This window comes from Spelaeicoccus albus, assembly GCF_013409065.1.
Lineage (GTDB): Bacteria > Actinomycetota > Actinomycetes > Actinomycetales > Brevibacteriaceae > Spelaeicoccus > Spelaeicoccus albus.
This window is the reverse complement of record NZ_JACBZP010000001.1, coordinates 2,204,073-2,226,494: the sequence shown is the minus strand read 5'-3', so window position 1 is coordinate 2,226,494 and position 22,422 is coordinate 2,204,073. Positions and strand designations below refer to the sequence as shown.

General features: G+C 66.8%; 22 protein-coding genes. 2 read left to right on the top strand and 20 right to left on the bottom strand.

Annotated features, from left to right (window positions below; all coding sequences use genetic code 11):
• Positions 1-38 precede the first annotated feature (38 nt).
• From BJY26_RS10320 to dxr, 6 genes are read right to left on the bottom strand one after another with little or no spacing between them, the layout of a single operon-like run.
• Positions 39-785 carry a hypothetical protein gene (locus BJY26_RS10320; protein ID WP_179427975.1) on the bottom strand — a complete coding sequence of 249 codons (747 nt, stop codon included), beginning with the start codon at positions 783-785 and terminating at the stop codon, positions 39-41.
• Positions 786-790: 5 nt separating this feature from the next.
• Positions 791-931 carry a ribbon-helix-helix domain-containing protein gene (locus BJY26_RS10315; RefSeq protein ID WP_179427973.1) on the bottom strand — a complete coding sequence of 47 codons (141 nt, stop codon included), beginning with the start codon at positions 929-931 and terminating at the stop codon, positions 791-793.
• A gap of 45 nt (positions 932-976) precedes the next feature.
• The gene (locus BJY26_RS10310; protein WP_179427971.1) at positions 977-1,861 is read right to left on the bottom strand and encodes a GNAT family N-acetyltransferase; all 885 of its coding nucleotides are present in this window, start codon (positions 1,859-1,861) and stop codon (positions 977-979) included.
• Between the two features lie 9 nt (positions 1,862-1,870).
• Positions 1,871-3,010 carry a flavodoxin-dependent (E)-4-hydroxy-3-methylbut-2-enyl-diphosphate synthase gene (ispG, locus tag BJY26_RS10305; RefSeq protein WP_179429903.1) on the bottom strand — a complete coding sequence of 380 codons (1,140 nt, stop codon included), beginning with the start codon at positions 3,008-3,010 and terminating at the stop codon, positions 1,871-1,873.
• A gap of 27 nt (positions 3,011-3,037) precedes the next feature.
• Positions 3,038-4,381 carry a M50 family metallopeptidase gene (locus tag BJY26_RS10300; protein ID WP_179427969.1) on the bottom strand — a complete coding sequence of 448 codons (1,344 nt, stop codon included), beginning with the start codon at positions 4,379-4,381 and terminating at the stop codon, positions 3,038-3,040.
• Positions 4,378-5,577, bottom strand: coding sequence for a 1-deoxy-D-xylulose-5-phosphate reductoisomerase (gene dxr / locus BJY26_RS10295; RefSeq protein ID WP_179427967.1), 1,200 nt, complete (start codon positions 5,575-5,577; stop codon positions 4,378-4,380). The genes BJY26_RS10300 and dxr overlap by 4 nt, the downstream gene beginning before the upstream one ends.
• 60 nt (positions 5,578-5,637) lie before the next feature.
• Between dxr and BJY26_RS10290 the strand changes: the two genes are divergently transcribed.
• A complete protein-coding gene (locus BJY26_RS10290) occupies positions 5,638-6,843 on the top strand; it encodes an acyl-CoA dehydrogenase family protein (protein WP_179427965.1) in 1,206 nt (401 codons plus the stop codon).
• 64 nt (positions 6,844-6,907) lie between these two features.
• On the opposite strand, the gene BJY26_RS10285 is transcribed toward BJY26_RS10290, so the two are convergent.
• The 10 genes from BJY26_RS10285 to rpsB form a co-directional block, all read right to left on the bottom strand.
• A complete protein-coding gene (locus BJY26_RS10285; RefSeq protein WP_179427963.1) occupies positions 6,908-8,788 on the bottom strand; it encodes an AMP-binding protein in 1,881 nt (626 codons plus the stop codon).
• A 32-nt stretch (positions 8,789-8,820) separates the two neighbouring features.
• Positions 8,821-9,378: a DivIVA domain-containing protein gene (locus tag BJY26_RS10280; protein ID WP_237248991.1), complete on the bottom strand. Its 558-nt coding sequence runs from the start codon at positions 9,376-9,378 to the stop codon at positions 8,821-8,823.
• Positions 9,379-10,542, bottom strand: a complete 1,164-nt coding sequence (gene rlmN, locus BJY26_RS10275) for a dual-specificity RNA methyltransferase RlmN (protein ID WP_179427961.1) — start codon at positions 10,540-10,542, stop codon at positions 9,379-9,381.
• 52 nt (positions 10,543-10,594) lie between these two features.
• Positions 10,595-11,968, bottom strand: a complete 1,374-nt coding sequence (locus BJY26_RS10270) for an FAD-binding oxidoreductase (RefSeq protein ID WP_179427959.1) — start codon at positions 11,966-11,968, stop codon at positions 10,595-10,597.
• Entirely contained in the window at positions 11,965-12,519 is a 555-nt protein-coding gene (locus BJY26_RS10265) for a histidine phosphatase family protein (protein ID WP_179427957.1), read from the bottom strand. Before BJY26_RS10265 ends, BJY26_RS10270 begins: the two co-directional genes overlap by 4 nt.
• A gap of 4 nt (positions 12,520-12,523) precedes the next feature.
• Positions 12,524-13,468, bottom strand: a complete 945-nt coding sequence (locus BJY26_RS10260; protein ID WP_179427956.1) for a phosphatidate cytidylyltransferase — start codon at positions 13,466-13,468, stop codon at positions 12,524-12,526.
• Positions 13,469-13,470: 2 nt separating this feature from the next.
• Positions 13,471-14,028 carry a ribosome recycling factor gene (frr, locus tag BJY26_RS10255; RefSeq protein ID WP_179427954.1) on the bottom strand — a complete coding sequence of 186 codons (558 nt, stop codon included), beginning with the start codon at positions 14,026-14,028 and terminating at the stop codon, positions 13,471-13,473.
• Positions 14,029-14,070: 42 nt separating this feature from the next.
• Positions 14,071-14,805: a UMP kinase gene (gene pyrH, locus BJY26_RS10250; protein ID WP_179427952.1), complete on the bottom strand. Its 735-nt coding sequence runs from the start codon at positions 14,803-14,805 to the stop codon at positions 14,071-14,073.
• A gap of 99 nt (positions 14,806-14,904) precedes the next feature.
• A complete protein-coding gene (tsf, locus tag BJY26_RS10245; RefSeq protein ID WP_179427950.1) occupies positions 14,905-15,732 on the bottom strand; it encodes a translation elongation factor Ts in 828 nt (275 codons plus the stop codon).
• A 64-nt stretch (positions 15,733-15,796) separates the two neighbouring features.
• Entirely contained in the window at positions 15,797-16,846 is a 1,050-nt protein-coding gene (rpsB, locus tag BJY26_RS10240) for a 30S ribosomal protein S2 (RefSeq protein ID WP_179427948.1), read from the bottom strand.
• Positions 16,847-17,215: 369 nt separating this feature from the next.
• Here rpsB and BJY26_RS10235 point away from each other — a divergent pair, with 369 nt between their 5' ends.
• On the top strand, positions 17,216-18,208 hold the full coding sequence (locus BJY26_RS10235; protein WP_179427946.1) for a peptidoglycan DD-metalloendopeptidase family protein: 993 nt from the start codon (positions 17,216-17,218) through the stop codon (positions 18,206-18,208).
• 51 nt (positions 18,209-18,259) lie between these two features.
• Here the strand turns inward: BJY26_RS10235 and BJY26_RS10230 are convergent, their stop codons facing one another.
• Genes BJY26_RS10230 through BJY26_RS10215 form a run of 4 tightly spaced genes read right to left on the bottom strand, consistent with a single transcriptional unit; the run spans position 18,260 to position 22,349 of the window.
• Complete coding sequence (locus BJY26_RS10230; protein WP_179427944.1) at positions 18,260-19,186, bottom strand: tyrosine recombinase XerC; 927 nt, start codon at positions 19,184-19,186, stop codon at positions 18,260-18,262.
• Between the two features lie 9 nt (positions 19,187-19,195).
• A complete protein-coding gene (locus BJY26_RS10225; protein WP_179427942.1) occupies positions 19,196-20,449 on the bottom strand; it encodes a DNA-processing protein DprA in 1,254 nt (417 codons plus the stop codon).
• Positions 20,446-21,993, bottom strand: coding sequence for a YifB family Mg chelatase-like AAA ATPase (locus tag BJY26_RS10220; protein WP_179427940.1), 1,548 nt, complete (start codon positions 21,991-21,993; stop codon positions 20,446-20,448). The genes BJY26_RS10225 and BJY26_RS10220 overlap by 4 nt, the downstream gene beginning before the upstream one ends.
• The gene (locus BJY26_RS10215) at positions 21,990-22,349 is read right to left on the bottom strand and encodes a YraN family protein (RefSeq protein WP_179427938.1); all 360 of its coding nucleotides are present in this window, start codon (positions 22,347-22,349) and stop codon (positions 21,990-21,992) included. Before BJY26_RS10215 ends, BJY26_RS10220 begins: the two co-directional genes overlap by 4 nt.
• Between the last annotated feature and the right edge of the window lie 73 nt (positions 22,350-22,422).

The following is a 22,422-nucleotide window of genomic DNA, read 5'->3' as shown; positions in this document are numbered from 1 at the left end:
TTGACCCAGCAGTAGCCTATCGGACACGCGGACGCCGGTCAGCCGCGCTGATAGCCGTACGTGTCGGTCATGACCTCGTTGACCCAGATTTCCGCTTCGTTGTCGGGATCGAGAAGGCGGAGCGTCCGGGCGTAGTTCTCGTCAACTATCGGCGTCACAATGCCGTGAGAGCGCATCCGGCTTTGGAGTTCGCCAAGGTCGCCGGCGTATTCAAAGGCCAGAATGACGTCGGGATCGCCGTCCTCGTAGTGGACGGCGACGAGGCCGTTGGCAGCGCCGCGCCCGACGAGATCGACCCACACGCCGCTGTCGGCGCTGAGCCGGCGGGCGAATCCGAGGGTCTGCAACGCCTCGGCCGCCGCCGACACTTGGGTGGTCATCCAGATCGGCACGACGGACAGCTCGGGGTCCGCGTCGCCGGATCGCGCCGGATCCCGGTCGCCGGACGGCGCAAGGTCGATAGCTATCGTCAGGCCGTCACCGGCGGTCAGTTCCAGTGCTGCGCCTTTTGCCGGGCCGACGTCCGCGGTCAGCCGGGCCTTGTCGAGAAACCGCGACGGCGCCGGCAGCTGCGCGAGGTTCGCGGTGACGAATCCCATCGCCGTCAAGCCGGTCAGCGGGTCGACCTCGTCGGTACCACGGATCTCCAGCAAGCCGGATCCGGTCCGGTAGAGCGCAGTCGACCCGTGGCGAGCCAGCGTCACGGCGCCCAAAGCCTCCAACAGGCCGTGAAACACATCCGGATGGGCGGTGAACCGAACCGGCCGGACGGTGAGTTCGTTCATGCCGCTCATCGCTGCCTCAGATAGTCTTCGAAGACTTTTTGGACGAGCGCCGACAGGCTGAGCTCTTCATCGATGCTGCGGTGTTTGATGCGTTTGACAAGATCGGGAGGCAAATACACGTTGAACTGCGTCTTCTTTTCCGCCATGTCTAGAATGCTAGTACATCACCACTCGGCGGGCGGGACGTCGCGCTAGTAGAGCACCGTCGCAAACGTGCCGACGTCCGTAAATCCCACCCGCCGGTACGCCGCCCTTGCCGCGTCGTTGAAATCGTTCACGTAGAGACTCACAATGGGCGCCACGTCTCTCCGGGCGGCGAACGCGACGGCTGCCATGCCGGATTCGCTCAGCCCGCGGCCGCGATAGGCGGGATGCACCCACACGCCCTGCACTTGAGCGACCGAACGGCTGACGGCGCCCAGATCCGCCTTGAAGGTCGCTTGTCGGTGGCCCTTGGCCGGCCATTCCTCGGACATCTCGTCGATTCGAGCGAACGTGTGCCCGCGCGAGATCAGATAATCGACCCGGCGCCGGTAGTCGCCCCTGCGATCGCCGGCGACGGGCGAGTAGCCGACTTCTTCGGTGAACATGGCGACGCTAGCCGGGTAGATGACGTCGGCGTCCGTCGGCACGGCTCGACGGACCTGCGGATCGGCGGCGACGGCCGGTGGCCCGGAGAGCACCATGACGGGCTGGTTGCCGCGAACCTCCCGAGGCGACGGCCAGTGCGGCAGCCGGGTGATCAGGTCCAGCACCGGCCCGGCCGGACCCACTATCGACGACGGGTGGGTGGTGCGGGCGTCGAGCATCTGAGCAAACGCTTCGACGCCGTCCGGCTGCGCATTCACCGGGATGATGTTGGCTCCGTACCACAACGCCGACGCCAGCTGTCCCGACCGGAAGAAGCCCCAGAGTTGCCCGCCGAGAGCTCCGGCGTCCGCGCTACCCGTCAGCTCCAGGCGCCCGGCAAGGAACACGTTCGACACCGGATCGAGATCGCACAGTCTCCGGACGGCGGGCGTGTCGGCACGCGTCAAGAGCCGCAGCTCCGTCCCGACCCGAACTTCTGCCGTCATGGCCGAAGCTTATCCGACCTGCACCTGCGGCGCGGCGGCATCCGAGCCTTCCGGCACGTCCATGGTTTCCGCGAGCCTGCCGGCCTCTTCGATGAGCGTTTCGACGATCTGCGACTCCGGCACCGTCTTGATGACCTCGCCCTTGACGAAGATCTGTCCCTTTCCGTTGCCCGATGCGACGCCGAGATCGGCCTCGCGGGCCTCTCCTGGGCCGTTGACGACGCAGCCCATGACCGCCACGCGCAACGGCACCTCCATGCCTTCGAGCCCGGCCGTGACCTTGTCGGCCAACGAATACACGTCGACTTGCGCACGTCCGCAGCTCGGGCAGGACACGATTTCCAGCTTGCGCGGACGCAGGTTCAGCGATTGCAGGATCTGCGCGCCGACCTTCACTTCCTCAACGGGCGGGGCCGACAGGGAGACACGGATCGTGTCGCCGATGCCCTGGGAGAGCAACGCGCCGAACGCGGTAGCCGATTTGATGGTTCCTTGGAAGGCCGGCCCTGCCTCGGTGACGCCCAAATGCAATGGCCAGTCGCCGCGCTCGGACAAGAGCTCGTAGGCCCGCACCATGACGACCGGATCATTGTGTTTGACGGAAATCTTGAAGTCGTGGAAACCGTGCTCTTCGAACAGCGACGCCTCCCAGACCGCCGACTCGACGAGAGCCTCCGGGGTGGCCTTGCCGTACTTTTCCAGCAACCGCCGATCCAGCGAGCCGGCATTGACGCCGATCCGAATGGACACGCCGGCGTCCTTGGCCGCAGCGGCGATCTCCTTCACCTGGTCGTCGAACTTGCGGATATTGCCCGGATTGACGCGGACGGCGGCGCATCCGGCATCGATCGCCGCAAACACGTACTTCGGCTGGAAGTGGATATCGGCGATCACCGGGATCTGCGACTTGTGCGCGATGGCCGGCAGCGCTTCGGCGTCGTCCGCGCTCGGACAGGCCACCCGGACGATATCGCACCCGGCAGCGGTCAACTCGGCGATCTGCTGCAACGTGCCGTTGATGTCGGTAGTCTTCGTCGTGGTCATCGACTGCACGCTGATCGGGGCATCGCCGCCGACTTCTACCTTGCCGACTTTGATCTTGCGGGTTTTGCGGCGCGGCGCCAGTACCGGTGGGGGGCTGGCGGGCATTCCAAGATTGACACTCACTCCCCCAGTTTAGAAGAGCTTGATCGGTTTGACGATGTCGGCGTAGCCCAAAAGGAGTGTCATCGCTAACATCAGCCCGACGACGACATAGGTCACGGGCATCAGTTTGGCCACGTCCGCCGGCCCGGGATCGGCCCGACCGGACCACGCGGCCATGCGGCGGCGAATGCCCTCGAAGAGCGCGCCGGCAATGTGGCCGCCGTCCAGCGGCAACAGCGGTACCAGGTTGAACGCGAACAGGAACATGTTCAACGTGGCAAGCAGATTGACGCCGATGGCGATCTTTCCTTCCACGTCGATCGTGTGCGTCGTGGCGATCTCGCCGGCGGCACGGCCAATGCCGATCATGCCCACCGGGCTGTTCTGCGCCCGCGGCGCGGATGTGAAGGCGGACTGCGCGACTCCGGTGAGCCGCTGCGGCAAATGCACGAGTGCGTCGAAGATCCGCACCAAGTCGTTCCCGACGACCGCCGGCAACGCCGTGACCGGTTGCCCGTGGTAGTCATACGTCGGCCCCACGCCAAAGAATCCGGCCTCGCGCGTCTTGATGGTGCCGTCCGCGTTCTTCTTGTAATTGCCGTCGGCGTCGTATTCGGCGACCTTGTTCGTAGCGATGTGCGCGTGCAGCGTGATCGTGCGGCCCGATCGTTCGACGACGACCGGCACCGTTTCGCCGGCGGACTTTTCAATCGTTCGGGAGAGCGATTGCCACGTCGGGGTGGGAGTGCCGCCGATCGATTCGATCGTATCGCCTTGTTTCACGTGCGCGCTGACGGCCGGCGACCGCGGATCGGACGGTTTGCAGCCGGCGCCCCCGTCCTTTTGCCGAGCCGCGGCCTGTTGCGCTCCCACGACGCATTGCGACACCGTCTCGACGGTGGTGGTGGGCGTTTTGAAACCGATGCCGCAGACTACGACGGCCAGCAGCACAATGCCTATCACGAGGTTCATTGTCGGGCCGCCCATCATCACGACGAGCTTTTTGGGTACCGACAAGTTGTAGAACGCACGCTTTTCGTCGCCGGGTTCCATTTCCTCGGCCGAGACCTTGCGAGCGTCGTCGATCATGGTCTGGAACATGCCCGTCGACGACCGGCGCACGCCGCCGCCCGGCTTCGGCGGGAACATGCCGATCATGGCGATGTACCCGCCGAGCGGCAACAGCTTGACGCCGTATTCGGTTTCGCCGCGCCGGCGGGAGAATACTGTGGGGCCGAACCCGATCATGTACTGATTCACCTTGACGCCGAACTTCTTGGCCGGCAGCAGGTGCCCCATTTCGTGCAGGGCGATCGAGATTGCCACGCCGAGCAGGAGCAGCAAGACGCCGAGGACGTACAGCGCGATGGTCATGACGCCACCTCGGCAACGCGGGAGCGGGCCCGATCACGTGCCCAGTCCTCGGCAGCCAATACCGACTCGTAGGTCAGCTCGCCGTCCGGCTCGTGCTTGTCGACGACCCGTGCGACAGTGTCGATGATGTCGAGGAAACCGAGCCGGCCGTCATGGAACGCCAGCACGCATTCCTCGTTGGCAGCATTGAACACCGCCGGGAACGTGCCGCCGGCCGCCCCGACGGTCCGGGCCAGACCGAGCGCCGGGAATGCCGCGTCGTCCACCGGCTCGAAGGTCCAGGTGGACGCCGCCCGCCAGTCGTTGGCCGGTGCCGCACCGGCAATGCGCTGCGGCGTGCCGAGCGCGTAGGCGATGGGCAGGCGCATATCGGGCGGCGACACCTGCGCGATAGTCGCGCCGTCCACGAATTGCACCATGGAATGCACTTGCGACTGAGGGTGCACGACCACGTCGATCCGGTCGAACGGCACGCCGAACAGCAGGTGCGCTTCAATGACTTCGAGTCCCTTGTTGACGAGTGTGGCGGAATTCGTGGTGATGACCTTGCCCATGTCCCACGTCGGATGGGCCAAAGCCTGCGCCGGCGTCACGTGCCGCATCTCGTCTTGGCTCATGCCCCGGAACGGTCCGCCGGACGCCGTCACGATCAGCCTGTCGACTTCCGCGTCGGTGCCGGCGCGGAGCGCTTGGGCGATTGCCGAATGCTCGGAGTCGACGGGGATGAGCGTAGCGCCGGACGCCGCGGCGGCGTCAAGCACGAGGTCGCCGCCCACGATGAGCGATTCCTTATTGGCCAGGGCCACGTCGATACCCGCGGCGAGAGCGTCGAGAGTCGGCTTCAAGCCGACCGATCCGGTAATGGCGTTCAGGACGACGTCGGCGCGAGTCCGCGGATCGGCAGCCAACCGGGCTGCCGCGTCCGGCCCCGTCGTCACGGACGGGCGGGGGTCGGGGAGGCCCTGACGTGCGGCCGCCGCACTCACGGCGGCCCGGACGGCGTCCTCATCCGTCGGCTCGGCAAGCGCCACGCTGCGCGCGCCGACCCGGACCGCCTGTTCGGCAAGCAGCTCGACATTGGCGCCGGCGGCCAAGCCCGTGATGGCCAACCGGTCGGGATTTGCCAACGCCACGTCGACAGTTTGCGTGCCCACGGATCCGGTCGATCCGAGCAGCACGATGTTCTTGGAACTCACGCGACCATCTTGCCATCCCTGCTTGTGCGCCAGCTGAGGCGAATGCGCAACAATGGGTTCATGACGAAGACGCAGACCCCGGATGAATTGCTCGGAATCGACTCGGTATTCGACGGCGAAGACCTCGACTCGGCGAAAGTCGTGCGGCAATGGCTCGGCGAACACGTCCGCGAGCAGATCGGCAGCTATTTCCAAGAAGGCACTCTCCCCGTCCGTGAACTGTCGAAGGGGCTCGGTGACTTGGGGCTGCTCGGCATGCACTTGGAAGGCTATGGCTGCGCGGGAACGTCGGCGACCATGTACGGTTTGGCGTGCCGCGAGCTCGAAGCAGTCGACTCGGGGCTTCGGTCCATGGTGTCGGTGCAGGGATCACTTGCCATGTTCGCCATCCACCGATTCGGTTCGGAAGATCAGAAACAGGAGTGGCTGCCCAAGCTGGCCGCGGGCGACGCGATCGGCTGCTTCGGCCTGACCGAGCACGATGCCGGATCGGATCCGGCCGGCATGCGCACCAAGGCCAAGCGCGACGGTTCCGGCGACGACGCCGACTGGGTGCTGGACGGCGTCAAGATGTGGATCACGAACGCGCCGGTCTCCGACGTCGTCATCGTGTGGGCCAAGACCGACGAGCCCGACAAAAATGGAAACCCGACGATCCGCGGATTTGTGGTGCCCACCGACACTCCCGGCGTGTCGGTTGCCGAGATCCACGACAAGATTTCGCTTCGCGCCTCGATCACCGGCGAGGTGACGCTGGACGGCGTCCGGCTTCCGGCAAGTGCCATGCTGCCCGAGGCGCGCGGCCTCCGCGGCCCGCTGACGTGCCTGAGCGAAGCACGGTTCGGCATAGTCTTCGGCGTCACCGGCGCGGCCCGTGACGCGTTGACCACGGCCATCGACTATGCGGGAACGCGTGAGCAGTTCAACCGGCCGATTGCCGGCTTCCAGCTGACCCAGGCCAAATTGGCGAATGCCACTTCGCAGTACTCGGCGATCACGCTGATGGCTGCTCACTTGGGCAAGCTCAAAGATGCCGGCACCATTACGCCCGATCAGGTCAGCCTCGGGAAGATGACGAACGTCGACACGGCCATGAACATTGCGCGCGACCTGCGTGCCGTGCTGGGCGGCGCGGGTATCACTGCCGACTACTCCCCGATCCGGCACGCCGTGAACCTTGAAACGGTGCTCACCTATGAAGGCACGCATGAGGTTCACCAGCTCAGTGTCGGACGTGCGCTGACCGGCATCAACGCGTTCGCCTGATTCGCGCAGCCCCGTTCCGCGCCGCCCCGTTCCGCGTGGGCGCATGGGTGAAGCCGTCGTCCGGTCAGTCGCCGAAGAGCGGCGCCAGCGATTCGAGGACCGCCGGGTCCTCGATGGTCGCCGGCGGGGCCGCCGCGTCGCCGTCCGCCATCTGCCGCATGGTGCGCCGCAGAATCTTGCCGGACCGCGTCTTGGGCAATGCGTCCACCACGTCCACGCGTTTGAACGCCGCAACGGCGCCGATGCGTTCGCGCACGGCCGCGACCAGCTCGTCCGGGACTCGGCTTTCGACATCGCCGTCCAGACCGCGTTTCAGCACGACGAATCCGCGCGGCAACTGGCCCTTGAGCGGATCGGCCGCCCCGATGACGGCGCATTCGGCAACGGCCGGATGGTCGGCAAGTACCGCCTCGATCTGCCCCGTCGACAAGCGGTGTCCCGCCACATTGATGACGTCGTCGGTGCGCCCCATCACGTACACGTATCCGTCGTCGTCGAAATAGCCGCCGTCGCCGGTCAGATAGTAGCCGTCGAATGCCGACAAGTAGCTGCTCACGTATCGGTCGTCGTCGCCCCAGACCGTGGTGAGCGTGCCGGGCGGCAACGGGAGTTTGATCACCAGAGCGCCCTCGGCCCCCGGTTCGGCCTGCCGCCCGTCGGTGGCCAACACCTGCAGGTCGTACCCGGGAACCGGCACCGTGGGAGATCCCGGCTTGACCGGGAGCGGCTCGATGCCGCGCGGGTTCGTGGCCACCGGCCAGCCGGTCTCGGTCTGCCACCAGTTGTCGATGACCGGCCGGTCCAGGACCTCCCGCGCCCAGTGGTACGTGCCCGGGTCGAGTCGTTCACCGGCCAGGAACACCGTTTCCAGCGAGCCGAGGTCGTAGTCGCCGATCCGTTCGCCGTCCGGGTCGTCGCGTTTGATGGCGCGGAATGCGGTGGGCGCCGTGAAGATGGCCTTGACTCCGTATTCGGAAATGATGCGCCAAAACGTTCCCGAGTCGGGCGTGCCGACGGGCTTGCCTTCGAACAGGACTGTTGTCGCGCCAATCAGCAAGGGCGCATACACGATATAGCTGTGACCGACGACCCAGCCGATGTCGCTTGCCGTGAAGAACACGTCACCCGGGCGGATGTTGTACAGGTTCGTCATGGACCAGCGCAGCGCGACGGCGGATCCGCCGTCGCGCACGATTCCTTTCGGCTTGCCCGTCGATCCGGACGTGTAAAGCACGTAGAACGGGTCGGTGGCCGCGACCTCGACGGCTTCGGCGGGGTCGATCGACGCGTCGCGCTGCAGCCGTTCGAAGTCGTATTCGCCATCGTGCAGCTCGACGGTGCACTGTTCGCGCTGAAGCATCACTATGGCGCCGGGTTTGTGCGCGGCGAGCTCGAGCGCGTCGTCGAGCATGGGCCGGTACGGAACCACTCGGGAGGGTTCGACCCCGCAGGACGCCGCAACAACGACTGCCGGCTGCACGTCGTCGATGCGGCTGGCCAGCTCGTGCGAGCCGAATCCGCCGAAGACGACGGAGTGGACGGCGCCGAGCCGGGCGCTTGCCAGCATGGCGATCACGGCTTCGGGGACCATCGGCATGTAGATGACGACGCGGTCGCCCTTGTCCACGCCGAGGCGGCGCAGGGCGCCGGCGAATTTGGCGACCCTGTCGAGCAGGTCGACGTACGTATAGGTCTTCTTGGTGCCGGTCACCGGCGAATCGTAGATCAGCGCGGCTTGATCTCCGCGGCCTTCGATGACGTGCCTGTCGAGAGCGTTATAGGCGACATTCAACGTTCCGTCCGGGAACCAGCGGTAGAACGGCGCGTTCGATCGATCCAAGATCTTCTCGGGCCGGCGGATCCATCTGATGTCGTCCGCGGCGCGGGCCCAGAATCCTTCGGGATCGTCCATGCTTTCGCGGTACTGCCCGGAATACGATGACATCGACCTACCTCCTGAGAAAGACCTTACAGCCGCTAGTCGACGGCGGCCATGATCTCCACGACGCGGTCGAGGAACGCATCAACCTGGCTTTCCCGGTACCCGTTCGGCCCCTTGCGCGTGCGGAACACGGCTCGTCGTGCTTCGTCGACGCTCATGGGCACTCCCTCGGCGAAATAGCCGGACAGCTTGGCGCACAAAGCGTCCACGTCGGCCGGTTCATAACCGGGAGCCGATCGGTCGGCGTAATCGAACCGTTCGCCGTCCGGCCGGTCGAGTCGCCCGCGTAACGTGGCCGCAGAGCGGCCGAGATAGCTCAGCCACGCGTCCTCGCCCTTTTCGGCAATGATGCGCTCGCGGTTGCGGGCCGCGAACGCGTCCTCGAGCCGGTCGAGCGCGGCATCGACGACCGCCACATGGTAGCCGCGGCGAATCAAGTCGAATCCGGCTGTTCGCACGTCGTGCGCGTCCACATCACCATCGGCGGGGTCGTCGCGTTCGAACGAGTCCCGGGCACGGGCAAAGAAGTCATCGACCTGCTGGGGGTCGTACCCGTTTTTCATGCCCGTGACAGTTGGAAACGTGGAGCTCACTTACTCTTCTCCTCTTGGATCGGCGGCCAACTGACCGCACGCGCCGTCGATTTCGCGTCCCCGGGTGTCCCGGAGCGTCGTCGGAATGCCGCCGGCGCGCAGCCGGCGGATGAACTCTTCCTCCACCCGCGGGTCCGACGCCGTCCAAATGCTTCCGGGCGTCGGGTTCAACGGGATCGGGTTGACGTGCACCCAACCGCGGCCGCGCGCGTTGAGCTTTTTGGCCAGCAGATCGGCCCGCCATCCGTGATCGTTCATATCCTTGATCAGAGCGTACTCGATGCTCACGCGCCTGCCGGTGATCTCGAAATATTCGTGTGCCGCGTCGATGGCCTCATCGACTTTCCACCGGGTGTTGACCGGGATGATCTTGTCGCGCAGTTCGTCGTCCGGCGCGTGCAAGGACAGCGCAAAAGTGACGGGGATGTCCTCGGCAGCCAGCTTGCGGATGGCCGGCACGAGGCCGACGGTCGACAGCGTGACGTGCCGGGCCGACATGCCAAGGCCCGACGGCGCTTCTTCGGTGAATCGGCGCACCGCCGTGATGACGCGCTTATAGTTGGCGAGCGGTTCCCCCATGCCCATGAAGACGATGTTGGTGACCTTTTCGCCGTCGTGTTCGGCGGGGCCGAGCCCTCCGGCGGCAATGACGCGGTTGGCCTGCACGACTTGATCGACGATTTCGGCAGTCGACATATTGCGGGTCAGGCCTGCCTGGCCCGTCGCGCAGAACGGGCAATTCATCCCGCATCCGCACTGCGACGACACGCACAGCGTGATGCGTCCGGGATACCGCATGAGCACCGACTCGACGAGCGCGCCGTCAAAGAGACGCCACAAGAACTTGATGGTGCGCCCGTCGTCCGTGCGCAGTTCGTGGACTTTGGTCAGCAGCGTCGGCAACATCTCGGGGACGAACTGCTCGCGGGCGCCGGCAGGCAGGTCGGTCATCTGCTCCGGTTCGACGATGCCCCGCTCGAAATAGTGCATGGAGAGTTGCTTGGCGCGATAGGCTTGGACGCCGAGTTCCTCGGCCCTGGCCGCACGCGCATCCATGTCGAGGTCTGCCAAGTGGGCAGGCGGCTGTTTCCGTCGCGGCGACTTGAATTGCAGTAGCGGACGGCCCGCCGGCTCAGGGGCGACTTGAGGCTGGACTGGAGACATTGTTCCTATTGTTTCATGAACGCACCCGCCGGACCGGAATGGGCGCCGACGCTCAGGCGTGAAATACCTTGCCCGGGTTCATGATGCCGTGCGGATCGAGTGCCCGGCGCACCGCCTGCTGCATGGCCAGCACGTCGGGGCCGAGCTCGCGGCGCAGCCCGTCCCGCTTGAGCAGCCCGACGCCGTGCTCGCCCGTCACGGTGCCGCCCAGCTCGAGAGCCGCCGCAATGATGTCGTCGAACGCGGCCTGCGCGCGGGTCCGGGCCGCCTCGTCGCCGACCGGCGTGATGAGCAGCGGATGCAGATTACCGTCGCCGGCATGGGCGATATTGGCGATATGCGTGTCGTGCCGGGCGGCTGCGGCCTGAATACTGGCCAACATCTCGGGAACCTTCGCCTTCGGCACGACCACGTCTTCGGTCAGCACCGGCCCCAGCCGTTCCAGCGCCGGATACGCCAGCCGCCGCGCAGCGAACAACGCGTCGGCCTCCTGCTGATCGGCGGACACCACGGCAAACGTCGCACCGCCCGATTCGAATGCGCGGCGCATCCGTTCGGCCTCGTCGTCGCCTTCGCTGCCGGGCGTGTCGATCCGACCGAGCAGGACGACGTCGGCGTCCACCGACAGCCCCATGTTCTTCCACTTGTCGACGGCCGCCAGGCATTCCTTGTCGACCAGTTCCAGGGCCGACGGGACGAGGCCGGCGTCGGCAACTGCCGCAACCGCCCGGCCGGCGTCCACGACCGTGTCGAAATAGCCGGCAATTGTGCGTTCGGGCGCACGGGCCGGAAGCAGTTTGACGGTGATCTCGGTGACGATGCCGAGCGTGCCCTCGGAGCCGACCATCAGCGCGCGCAAGTCGTACCCGGCAACTCCCTTGGCCGTGCGGCGGCCCAACCGGACGACGGCGCCGGTTCCGGTCACGACTTCGAGTTCGAGCACGTAGTCGAGGGTGACGCCGTATTTGACGCAGCACACTCCCCCGGCGCCGGTGGCGACGTTTCCGCCAATTGTCGACCAGGGCGCGCTCGCCGGGTCCGGCGGATACCACAGGCCGTGGTCGCCGGCGGCGGCCCGAAGGTCGTCGCCGATCACCCCGGGCTCGCACACCGCCAAGCGCTCGGAGGCATTGATCTCCTTCACGGCGGTCATGCCGTCGAGGCTGACGACGACGCATCCGGCCAGCGCATTGGCGCCGCCGGACAAGCCGGTGCCTGCGCCGCGCGGCACGACCGGCACGCCGTGCTCTGCGCAGTAGGTCACGACGGCCGCCACATCGGCGGTTGTCGCGGCCCGTACCAGGGCGGCCGGCCGGCCGTACGGCGCCCATTCGGCGTCGTCGTGCGAGTACGACCCCAGCACGTCCGGATCGTCGACGACCACGCCGGCCGTGACGATGGCGCGCAGGTCGGATGCCACGCTCATGCGGCGGCCGCCCACGATCCCCACGGAACCGTCAACGAAGAATCGTCAAGCATGCAGTAGTCGGGCATCATCATCCGTTCCCATGCGGCAAGGTCGACCGGCCGCCCCGTCAACTCGCTCACCAGCAGCAGCCACGGGGTCGAGTGGCCGACCAGTACGAGGTCGCGCCCCGGCGTCGATTCCATGATGGCGCGGGCGGCCTCGGCAACTCGCGAGCGGGTTTCGGCAGCGGGCTCCCACCCGTCGGCAACGCTTGCCGCTTCGGTTACGAGGGTGCGATGAATGTGGATGGCGAAATCCTTCACCCAGCTGCTCGGACGCTTTTGCTCGCACAGCCGCGAGTCGGTTTCGACCGTCTTATCGGTGAGCCGGTTGGCGGTCTGCACGGCTTTTGGCTCATTGGAGGACACCCATCGGGCGTCGCCGGGCAGCACTCCCGAGGACGCGAGCCGGTCGACCTCCGCAAGGCCCTTCGGGTCGAGGTCCCACTCGGACGGCTGACGGTTGAGGTCGATCAGCGGGGTGCCGTGGCGGACAAGGTGGATATGCATGCGGTCAGCTCAATCCGGGGAGTATGAGAAACAAGAGGTAAGCGATGGGCGCCACGGGCAGAATCGAGTCGAGCCGGTCCATCACGCCGCCGTGGCCGGGGAGCAGGGTTCCCATGTCTTTGAGGTCAAGGTCGCGTTTGATCATCGACTCGGAGAAGTCGCCAAGGGTCGCGATGATCGCAATGACGATGCCGAATACGACGCCGGTCCACACCGGCCCGTCCAAAAGCCACACGATCAGCCAGATTCCAACGGCTACTGCCAGCACCGCCGATCCGAGGAACCCTTCCCACGATTTCTTCGGGCTCACCGACGGCGCAATGGGATGCTTGCCGATCAAGACGCCGAGAACGTATCCGCCGACGTCGTTGGCCACCACCATCGCCAAGAACACGATGACCTGCCGGGACCCGTCGAAGTGCGCGACCATCAGCGTGGCAAAGCTCGCCAGCAGCCCGATGTAGCCGAGCGCAAACACCCCGAGACCTGCTTGCACGATGGGGCCGGGGCTGCGGTCGAGCACGCACCACAGCAGGACGGCGCCGGCCGCCAGCGCAAACGTGAGCCACTGCGCTTCCTGCCCGCCGAAATACGTGGCGATGACGATCAGGGCACCGCCGACGACGAGCGGCAACCGCGGCACTGCCACCCCGGTGCGGTGCAGCGCCGTCCCGAATTCCCACAATGCCGCTCCGGCCGCGATGCCGGCGATGAAGACGAAATAGACGGGGTTGAAGACCAAGGACGCGACAAACGCGGCGCCAATGACCAGGCCGACCGGGATCGCGGCGCGCAAATCGCGGCCGGCGCGCGGGGGTACTGCGACCGATTCCGCGTCCCGGTGCTTTTCGCGTTCGCGAAGCTCGCGCCGGGTCAGCGGTGGACCTTCCGGCGCTGCGTGCGGTTCGGCGGACGCCGCGGCATTCCGCGCTTCGGGGCGGGGATTCATACCTAGACCTCGGTCAGGTCGTCCTCCTTGCGGCTGAGCAGGTCGTCCACGACGTCCACGTGCTTCTTCGTGGTGCTCTCCAGCTCGCCGGACGCGCGGGTGACTTCATCTTCACCGGCTTCGCCGTCTTTTTGAATGCGATCGAGTTCTTCTTTGGCCTTGCGGCGAATGCTGCGGATCGAAATCTTGGCGTCTTCGGCCTTGGTACGCACGACCTTCACGTATTCCTTGCGGCGCTCCTCGGTCAGCTCCGGCAGGACGACGCGAATGACGTTGCCGTCGTTCGCCGGGTTGGCGCCGAGGTCGGATTTGCGCAAGGCGTCCTCGATGGCGCTCAGGGAGCTGCGGTCGTACGGGGTGATGAGCAGCGTGCGAGCCTCCGGGTTCTGGAACGACGCGAGCTGCTGCAACGGCGTCATAGCGCCGTAATATTCAACGAGAACCTTGGCGAATAGCGACGGATTGGCCCGGCCAGTCCGAATGTTCGAAAAATCCTCTTTGGCGACGTCGACGGCCTTGCCCATTTTTTCGCGGGCTTCGGCGAGTGTTTCGGCAATCACTATTCGTGCTCCTTACAAAACTCGGGTGGGGCTTGCGCCGGTCTAACCGACAGATACCAACGTGCCAATCTTCTCACCTTTGAGTGCGCGGGACAGATTGCCGTCGCCTTCCATCCCGAACACCACCATGGGGAGTTTGTTGTCCATGCATAACGAGAACGCCGTACGGTCGAGCACCTGGAGGTCGCGCTGCAGGGCTTCGCTGTAGGTGATCTCATCGATCTTTTCGGCCGAAGGGTCCCGGCGCGGGTCGGCCGTGTACACGCCGTCCACGCCGTTCTTGGCCATCAGGACCTGTTCGGCGCCGACTTCGAGGGCCCGTTGCGCTGCCACGGTGTCGGTGGAGAAGAACGGCAGGCCGACACCGGCACCGAAGATGACCACGCGTCCTTTTTCCATATGCCGGATCGCGCGGCGCGGAATGTAGTTTTCAGCAACTTGCCCCATGGCGATTGCGGTCTGCACGCGGGTGTCGACGCCAGTTTGCTCCAGGAAGTCCTGCAGTGCCAGACAATTCATCACGGTGCCGAGCATGCCCATATAGTCCGCGCGGGTACGTTCCATGCCGCGCTGCGCCAGTTCGGCGCCCCGGAAGAAGTTGCCGCCGCCGACGACGACGGAGACCTCCACTTCCTCGTGGGCAGCCGCGAGCTCCCGCGCCACCCGCGACACGACGTCCGGATTCACGCCGACTTCGCCGCCGCCGAACACTTCCCCGGAGAGCTTCAAGAGTACGCGGCGACGATGCCCTTCCCGGTACGTGCGGTTGTCAGACACAACTGTTCCCTTCGACGTGAGGCTTTGCGGCCAAGCTTACGAAAAGGGGCGGACACTGTGCGTGTCCGCCCCTTGTCTCGTGATGAACGTCGACCGCGCTCAGGACCCGACGCGGAAACGAGCGAAGCCGGTCAGCGTGACTCCGGCTTCTTCGACGATCGCCCCGACTGTCTTCTTCGGCTCTTTGGCGAACGGCTGGTCGAGCAGCACGTTCTCCTTGAAGAATCCGTTGACGCGGCCTTCCACGATCTTCGGGATGGCGCGCTCGGGCTTGTTTTCGTTCTTCGCCGTGTCTTCGGCGATGCGGCGCTCGTTGGCGACGTCGGCCTCGGGCACTTCGTCGCGCGTCAGGTACTTCGGCGCCATCGCTGCCACGTGGACCGCGACGTCGTGCGCGGCGGCCTGATCGGAGCCGTCGAACCCGAGCAGCACGCCGACCTGCGGAGGCAGGTCCGGGTTGGTGCGGTGCATGTACTGCTCGATGCTGCCGCCCGTGACGCGGGCAACTCGGCGCAGCGCGACCTTCTCGCCCAGTGCCGCGCCGCCTTCGTCGATGTGCGCTTTGAGCGTCTTGCCGTCGAATTCGGCGGCCAGCAACGCCTCGACGTCGGACTGGCCCGCCTCGACGACGTACGCGAGCACCTTCTCGGCCAGTTCGATGAACTTGTCGGACTTCGCCACGAAGTCGGTTTCCGAGTTCAGCTCGATCAGCACGCCGGTGCCGCCGTCCACATGGGCGGTGACGAGACCGTCGGTCGTCGAGCGATCTTCGCGCTTGGTGACGCCCTTGAGGCCTTTGACGCGCAAGATCTCGATAGCCTTGGCCTGATCGCCGTCGGCCTCATCGAGAGCGTTCTTCACGGCGAGCATTCCGGCGCCCGTCTTTTCACGCAACGACTTGATGTCTGCGGCGGTGAAATTCGCCATCTACAGTGTTCTCCTTAGGTGTGAGGGATGGGCCGGTTGATGCGGCCCGATCGTTGCGGCCCGACTACTTCTCGTCGGCGGCCGGTTCGGCGGTCTCCGGCTCGGCGGACGCAGCCTCGGTCGCGGCAGGCTCCGCCGCAGCGCCGGGCTTGGCGTCCGATTCCACGGCCGATTCGGCGGCGGGCTCGGCCGCAGCGGCGGCGGGCTCGGCGGCAGCGGCGGCAGGCTCGGCGGCCGGAACCTCGGCCGACTCGGCCTTCTGCTCGTCCGCCTTTGCCTCTGCCGGCTTCGCCTCGTCGGCGCCGGCGCCTTCCGGCTTGGCTTCCGATCCGGCGCTGCCTTCGAGGAGTTCGCGCTCCCATTCGGCCAGCGGCTCGAGTTCGACGGCCGAGGCGTTCTTCTCACCCTCGCCGCTTGCGCGGTTGTGGCGGGTGATGAGACCTTCGGCGACGGCGTCGGCCACGACGCGGGTCAAGAGTGCAACCGAGCGGATGGCATCGTCGTTGCCCGGGATCTTGTAGTCCACCTCATCGGGATCGCAGTTCGTGTCCAGGATGGCGATGACCGGGATTCCCAGCTTCTTGGCCTCGTCGACGGCGAGGTGTTCCTTTTTCGTGTCGACGATCCAGATGGCGGACGGCGTGCGCGCCATATCCCGGATGCCGCCGAGCGTCTTGGTCAGCTTGGTCTTTTCGCGGTTGAGAAGGAGCAGTTCCTTCTTCGTCCGACCGGAGCCGGCCACGTCGTCGAAGTCGATTTCTTCGAGTTCCTTCAGGCGAGCCAAACGCTTGTGCACAGTCTGGAAGTTGGTGAGCATGCCGCCGAGCCAACGCTGGTTCACGTACGGCTGGCCGACGCGCTGAGCCTGTTCGGCGATAGCTTCCTGTGCCTGCTTCTTGGTGCCGACGAAGAGGATGGTTCCGCCGTGGGCAACCGTCTCCTTGACGAATTCGTAAGCGCTGTCGATGTACGACAGCGACTGCTGCAGGTCGATGATGTAGATACCGTTGCGCTCGGTGAAGATGAAGCGCTTCATCTTCGGGTTCCAGCGGCGGGTCTGATGTCCAAAGTGGACGCCGCTGTCGAGCAGCTGGCGAATGGTGACGACGGCCATGCCGACGCACTCCTTTCGGCGCGCAGGGTGAGTGCACGCGGTTGGTGCGCCAATAAATTCGGCGCACGTTTCGGTTACTTAGCTGATGCTCCTGGTGCCCGGCACGATTCCCTACATTCCGCGGCAGTCCCGGCTGTTCAGCCGGTGTCGCGGGACGCACCGTTGGGATCGAGCGTGTTTCGGACACGCGTAGTCGGCGACAACGGACAAGACCGCATATCGCCGCTGCGACCATCTTAGCCGCATCTGCCGCATTCCGGCCACTCGGCCGTCCCCGCTCTCGTCCACAGCCCGGCCGCGCGCAAAACTTATCCACAACTGGGTCGCCCGCGGTGGCATGCGGGGCGCGGGCCGGGAAGGCTGGCGTGCATGAAGCTCTTTGTCCTCGCGGCAGCGGCGGCACTCGTGCTGCCCGGTTCGGCGTCCTCGCCCCTGACGGCAGCCGGCCGCGCCGAGCCGGGGCCGGCAAGCAGCGCAAAGCTGCGCGGCACGTCCGCCTGGGACTGGCCGGTATGGCCGTACCCGGTCGTCGTCCGGGCGTTCGATCCACCGGACGAGCCGTGGCTGGCCGGGCATCGCGGCGTGGACCTGGACGTGCCCGCCGGTACCGAAGTGCGAGCGCCGGACGCCGGCGTCGTCACCTTTTCCGGAATGGTCGCGGGGCGGGGCATCATCACGGTGCGGATCGGCCGCTACAAAAGCACTGTCCTTCCGATCACCCACAGGGCCCGGCAAGGCACGCACGTCGGCCGCGGCGACGTGCTCGGGACGGTTGCGGCCTCCCCGCGGCATTGCGACGGCACCACATGCCTGCATTGGGGAGTTCGCCTGGGCGACGGCTATGTTGATCCGCTGGAATTCACCATGGACACGGCCCCGTCGATGCTGCTGCCGATGAGCCGCGCCCCTCAACCCCTGCCCCGTCGGCGACCGGGCCGATCCGGGCCGTCGGAGTCGAATCGATGGGGCGGGTTCACGAACGGGAGGATTCCGGAACGTGCCCTGTGCCCGCTCCGGCACGCGCCGGCCGAGCGACTGCGCTGCGATGCCGCCCGGTCGGTCGTCGGACTGGACCGGGCTTTCCGGGCACGATTCGGCATCCATATCGGCATTACCGACGCGTACCGGGACTACGCGAGCCAAGTGCGGTTGAAGCGGGAAAAGGGATATCTGGCGGCCACTCCCGGCACGTCCAATCACGGGTGGGGCGTGGCCGTCGATTTCGGCACCGGGATCAACAGATTCGGATCGGCATCGTACCGGTGGATGAAGCGCCACGCCGGCCGGTTCGGATGGCACCATCCCTCGTGGGCGGAGCAGGGGTCATCGAAGCCGGAGCCGTGGCATTGGGAATTCGGCTGACAGCTGCCGGCCCTGCGCGTGCGGCCTTCCGGTGGCGGCGTCACCGCTTGCCTAGGCGCGGGGGTGGGCTTGCCGGTACCCGGCCTTGAGTCGTTCGGCCGACACGTGCGTATAGATCTGGGTCGTGGCAAGGCTGGAGTGGCCGAGCAGTTCTTGGACGCTGCGCAGGTCTGCGCCGCCGTCCAATAAATGCGTGGCAGCGGAATGCCGCAGCCCGTGCGGCGACAGGTGCCCGGAGTCCGGCACCCGGCGAACGAGCGCGTCCAGGACGCGGCGCACTTGTCGCACGTCCAGGCGGCCGCCGCGCACGCCCAGAAACAAAGCCGGACCGGATCGCGTCCCCGCCAGGGCCGGCCGGCCGCGGCGCAGCCAGTCGTCAATGGCGGTCACCGTCGGCGCTCCATACGGCACGACGCGTTCTTTACGCCCCTTGCCCAGCACACGGACGGTATTGCGGTCGCTATCGAGATCGTCGACGTCGATGCCGACGAGTTCGGACACGCGGATGCCTGTCGCATACAACAATTCGAGGACTGCGCGATCACGGAGGTGCTCCGGCCCGGCGTCGTGCGCCGCCTCGGCCGCTACGTCCATCAGCGCATCGGCTTGCTCCGACTTCAGCACGTGCGGCAGATGCTTGGCCTGTTTCGGCGCTCGCAGCCGGGCTGCCGGGTTGACCTCGACAAGGTGTTCCCGTTTGCACCAGGCGAAGAACGTCCGGGCCGCCGCCGACCTCCGGCCGATCGAGCTGCGTGCCATCCTGCGCTCGGCCATGTCGCCCAGCCAGGCTCGAAGCAGGGAAAGATCGACGAGCTCGAGCTCGTCCACGCCGTGCACCGATGCGAATTCCAGGAGAGCCGACACGTCGCCGACATATGCGCGAACCGTGTTGTCGGTCCTGTCGCGTTCAGCGCTGAGGTATCGCACGAACCCGTCGAGGGCTCGCTCGAATTCGAAAGGAATCGGGTTGTCGGCCACACGGCAAGCTTAACCCGCGGCGCCCTCGGATCCGGCTGATTTCATCGGCCCGGCCTTCTTCCATCCCGCCCCGTCGCGCCGCGTGAGCCCGGCCAGTTCAAGCCTGGCGATCGCCGAGCGCACTTCGGTGTCCCCGAGCCCGGCGACTCGTGTCAGCGCCTCGATTCCGGCGCCGTGGCGCAGCGGCAGCGCATCGAGTACTTGTCTGTCGACGGGCATCAGATTGTCGTAATCGGCGACGGGCGACTGTGGCGGTTGGGCCAGATCGGCGCCCATCCGCCCGGCCAGCTCGATGACGTCGGAGACATCCGACACCAAGGTGGCGACGCCGTCCCGGATCAAGCGGTGGCACCCGGCCGACGTGGCCGAAAAGACCGAGCCGGGCACCGCGCCGACGTCACGCATCAGCTCGGCCGCCCGATTGGCAGTGCTCAACGCGCCGGACCGCCAGCCGGCTTCCACCACCACCGTGGCTCTGGACGCCGCGGCGATCAGTCGGTTGCGCAGCAGGAAGCGCGACTTCATGGGGGCACTACCCGGCGCGACCTCGGCCACTATCAGGCCATCGCGCAGCACGCGCTCGAACACCTGCGCATTGCCCGGCGGATACAGGCGGTCGATCCCGCCGGCCAGGAAGGCAACAGTTGCCGCGCGCTCGCCCGATCCCCCGGTCAGACACGCGGCGCCGTGTGCTGCCGAGTCGATTCCGTACGCCCCTCCCGACACAATGCACTCGCCTCGCCCGATGAGGCCATCGGAAATGTCACCCGCCACGCGCACGCCGTAAGCGCTTGCCGCACGCGCCCCGACGATCGAGACGGCCGCAGTCAGCGATCCGGCCAAATGGGCGGTTCCGCGTACCCACAACGCCAGGGGCGCTCCCGATCCGAGGTCAGCCATCCCGGACGGCCATTCGTCGTCGCCCGGGATGACGAGCCGGGCCCCGAGCAGTGCGGCATTGCGCAGATCGCGAGCGCCGTCGACGTCCGACGCGCGGGCCCGCCACCGGGAGGCGGCCGCCGCGAATCGCGCGCCCGCTCCGGCCTGCCCCTCCGACATCAACGTGCCCACGACCGCCCGCTGCCACTCCTGCGGCGCCGGCCTGCCGGAGCGGATCCATCGGACGGTCTCCACTGCGCCGGCCACTCCCACCAGCGTCGACGCGACCGTGTCGCACGGCTCGACAAGCCGCGTGAGCTCGGCACGCGCCACACGCTCGGCGTCCGGCTCGCATGATTCCGCCTGCCGTGATCCCGTCGTCATATCGATCCCTCCCCGTTCTGCCGCAGCAGCAATGCGGCGGCAACGTCGTCGCGCGTCGGCCGGTCGGCGGACCGCAAATCGGCGATGGTCCAGGCGCAGCGCAGGACCCGGTCAAATCCGCGTACCGTCAGGCCGCCGGTCTCCAGGGCCCGTTCGACGTCAATGGTGTCTTCGCGGGGCAGCCGGGCGTCACCGCGCAGCCAGGTTCCCGGCGCTTCGGCGTTCGTGGCCCACGGGTGCCCGTCGTATCGGTCGGCTTGGCGCGCCCGAGCCGCTTCGACACGCGCTGCAACGCTCGCCGAGTCCTCACCACCGGTCTCGGCCCGCAATTGCGCGGCCTTCACGGGCAGCACTTCGAGTCGGATGTCGACCCTGTCGAGAAGCGGCCCGGAAAGCTTGGCCAGGTAGCGGCGTTTGGCCTGCGGCGTACACGTGCAGTCGATACCCTTGCCCGTCGATTTGCCGCACGGACACGGGTTCGCAGCAAGGACCAGCTGAAACCGGGCCGGGAGCGTAGCGGTGCCTGCCGTACGTTGAATTTTCAGGACGCCGTGTTCAAGGGGCTGCCGCAACGCTTCCAATACGCGACGGTCAAACTCGGGCGCCTCGTCGAGAAAGAGGACACCGCGGTGCGCTCGGGACGCCGCTCCGGGTGCAGCGACGCCGGTGCCGCCTCCGATCACCGCTGCCGCGGAGGAGAGATGGTGGGGCGCCTCGAACGGCGGTCTGCTGACGAGCCCGCGTGCCGGGTCGAAACTGCCCGCTATCGATCGGATCGCAGTGACCTCTTCGGCCGACGGCCGGTCGAGGTCCGGCAACAGCCCGGGCAGGCGCGAGGCAAGCATCGTCTTACCCGCTCCCGGCGGGCCGACCATGAGCAGATGATGGGCGCCGGCGGCCGCGATCTCCAACGCCCGGCGCGCTTCGGGCTGGCCCGTCACCTCGGACAGATCGGCGCCGGCCGGCCCGGGCGACGCCGCGCCGGCCGAGCGGGCCGCGACGACACGCGGAAGCGGCGGCGGCACGAACGATCCGGCGTGCAGGTTCGCCGCATCGGCAAGGCTCTCGGCGGCCCGCACCGACACTCCGCCGGCGATACGCGCCTCGGCCTCGTCGTCGGGCGCCACCACGAACTTGGTGAATCCGGCCTTGCGGGCCGCCAAGACCGCCGGGAGCACGCCGCGCACGTGCCGCAACCGCGAATCAAGGCCCAGTTCGGCCAGGTGCACTGTCCGGGCCGTGCTGTCCGGGTCGACGAGGCCGATGGCCGCGAGGATCGACACGGCAATGCTCAAGTCGAACCCGGTTCCGGCCTTGCGCACTGACGCCGGGCGGAGATTGACCGTCAGTCGGCGCGCCGGGAGCGTGACGGACGTCGCCGACAACGCGGCCCGTACGCGTTGTTTGGATTCGCCGACGGCGGTATCGGGAAGGCCGACGAGAGCGAACCCCGGAAGACCGTCGTAAAACGCCGCTTCGGTCTCGACGAGGGCGCCGGCCAGTCCGTTCAACGTCACGGCCAGACTGCGGCCGACGATGCTCATAGGCTCACGTTCCGCACATGCTCGATGGCCGCCCGTCCCTCGCCTGCGCACAACACGCCGACCACGTCGATGCGGATGGTGGCCGCAGCAACCGGGTGGCCGCGCAGCCACAGCGCCGCAAGCCGTCTGAGGGTGGCCAGTTTCTTGGCGGTGACGGCTTCAAGCGGGTGGCCGGCCGACCCCGTACGCCTCGTCTTGACTTCGACGATGACCAGGCAGTCGCCGTCCCGCGCCACCAGATCGATCTCGCCGTCGCGACAATGCCAATTGCGGTCGAGCAGATCGAAGCCCTGGGCGGCCAAATGGTCGGCCGCGCACTTTTCGCCCCACTGGCCCAGTTCGTCTTTGCGCCGCATCGGTTTCCTTCCGGTCCGACTCCAGCGTGGACGCGGGGCCGACCGGGGTAAACTCGGCACGGGCAAATTGTGG

Coding starts and splice junctions, on each gene's coding strand:
- BJY26_RS10320 (WP_179427975.1), bottom strand. CDS start 785: ATGAACGAACTCACCGTCCGGCCGGTTCGGTTCACCGCCCATCCGGAT.
- BJY26_RS10315 (WP_179427973.1), bottom strand. CDS start 931: ATGGCGGAAAAGAAGACGCAGTTCAACGTGTATTTGCCTCCCGATCTT.
- BJY26_RS10310 (WP_179427971.1), bottom strand. CDS start 1,861: ATGACGGCAGAAGTTCGGGTCGGGACGGAGCTGCGGCTCTTGACGCGT.
- ispG (WP_179429903.1), bottom strand. CDS start 3,010: ATGCCCGCCAGCCCCCCACCGGTACTGGCGCCGCGCCGCAAAACCCGC.
- BJY26_RS10300 (WP_179427969.1), bottom strand. CDS start 4,381: ATGACCATCGCGCTGTACGTCCTCGGCGTCTTGCTGCTCCTGCTCGGC.
- BJY26_RS10290 (WP_179427965.1), top strand. CDS start 5,638: ATGACGAAGACGCAGACCCCGGATGAATTGCTCGGAATCGACTCGGTA.
- BJY26_RS10285 (WP_179427963.1), bottom strand. CDS start 8,788: ATGTCATCGTATTCCGGGCAGTACCGCGAAAGCATGGACGATCCCGAA.
- rlmN (WP_179427961.1), bottom strand. CDS start 10,542: ATGTCTCCAGTCCAGCCTCAAGTCGCCCCTGAGCCGGCGGGCCGTCCG.
- BJY26_RS10270 (WP_179427959.1), bottom strand. CDS start 11,968: ATGAGCGTGGCATCCGACCTGCGCGCCATCGTCACGGCCGGCGTGGTC.
- BJY26_RS10265 (WP_179427957.1), bottom strand. CDS start 12,519: ATGCATATCCACCTTGTCCGCCACGGCACCCCGCTGATCGACCTCAAC.
- BJY26_RS10260 (WP_179427956.1), bottom strand. CDS start 13,468: ATGAATCCCCGCCCCGAAGCGCGGAATGCCGCGGCGTCCGCCGAACCG.
- tsf (WP_179427950.1), bottom strand. CDS start 15,732: ATGGCGAATTTCACCGCCGCAGACATCAAGTCGTTGCGTGAAAAGACG.
- rpsB (WP_179427948.1), bottom strand. CDS start 16,846: ATGGCCGTCGTCACCATTCGCCAGCTGCTCGACAGCGGCGTCCACTTT.
- BJY26_RS10235 (WP_179427946.1), top strand. CDS start 17,216: ATGAAGCTCTTTGTCCTCGCGGCAGCGGCGGCACTCGTGCTGCCCGGT.
- BJY26_RS10225 (WP_179427942.1), bottom strand. CDS start 20,449: ATGACGACGGGATCACGGCAGGCGGAATCATGCGAGCCGGACGCCGAG.
- BJY26_RS10220 (WP_179427940.1), bottom strand. CDS start 21,993: ATGAGCATCGTCGGCCGCAGTCTGGCCGTGACGTTGAACGGACTGGCC.
- BJY26_RS10215 (WP_179427938.1), bottom strand. CDS start 22,349: ATGCGGCGCAAAGACGAACTGGGCCAGTGGGGCGAAAAGTGCGCGGCC.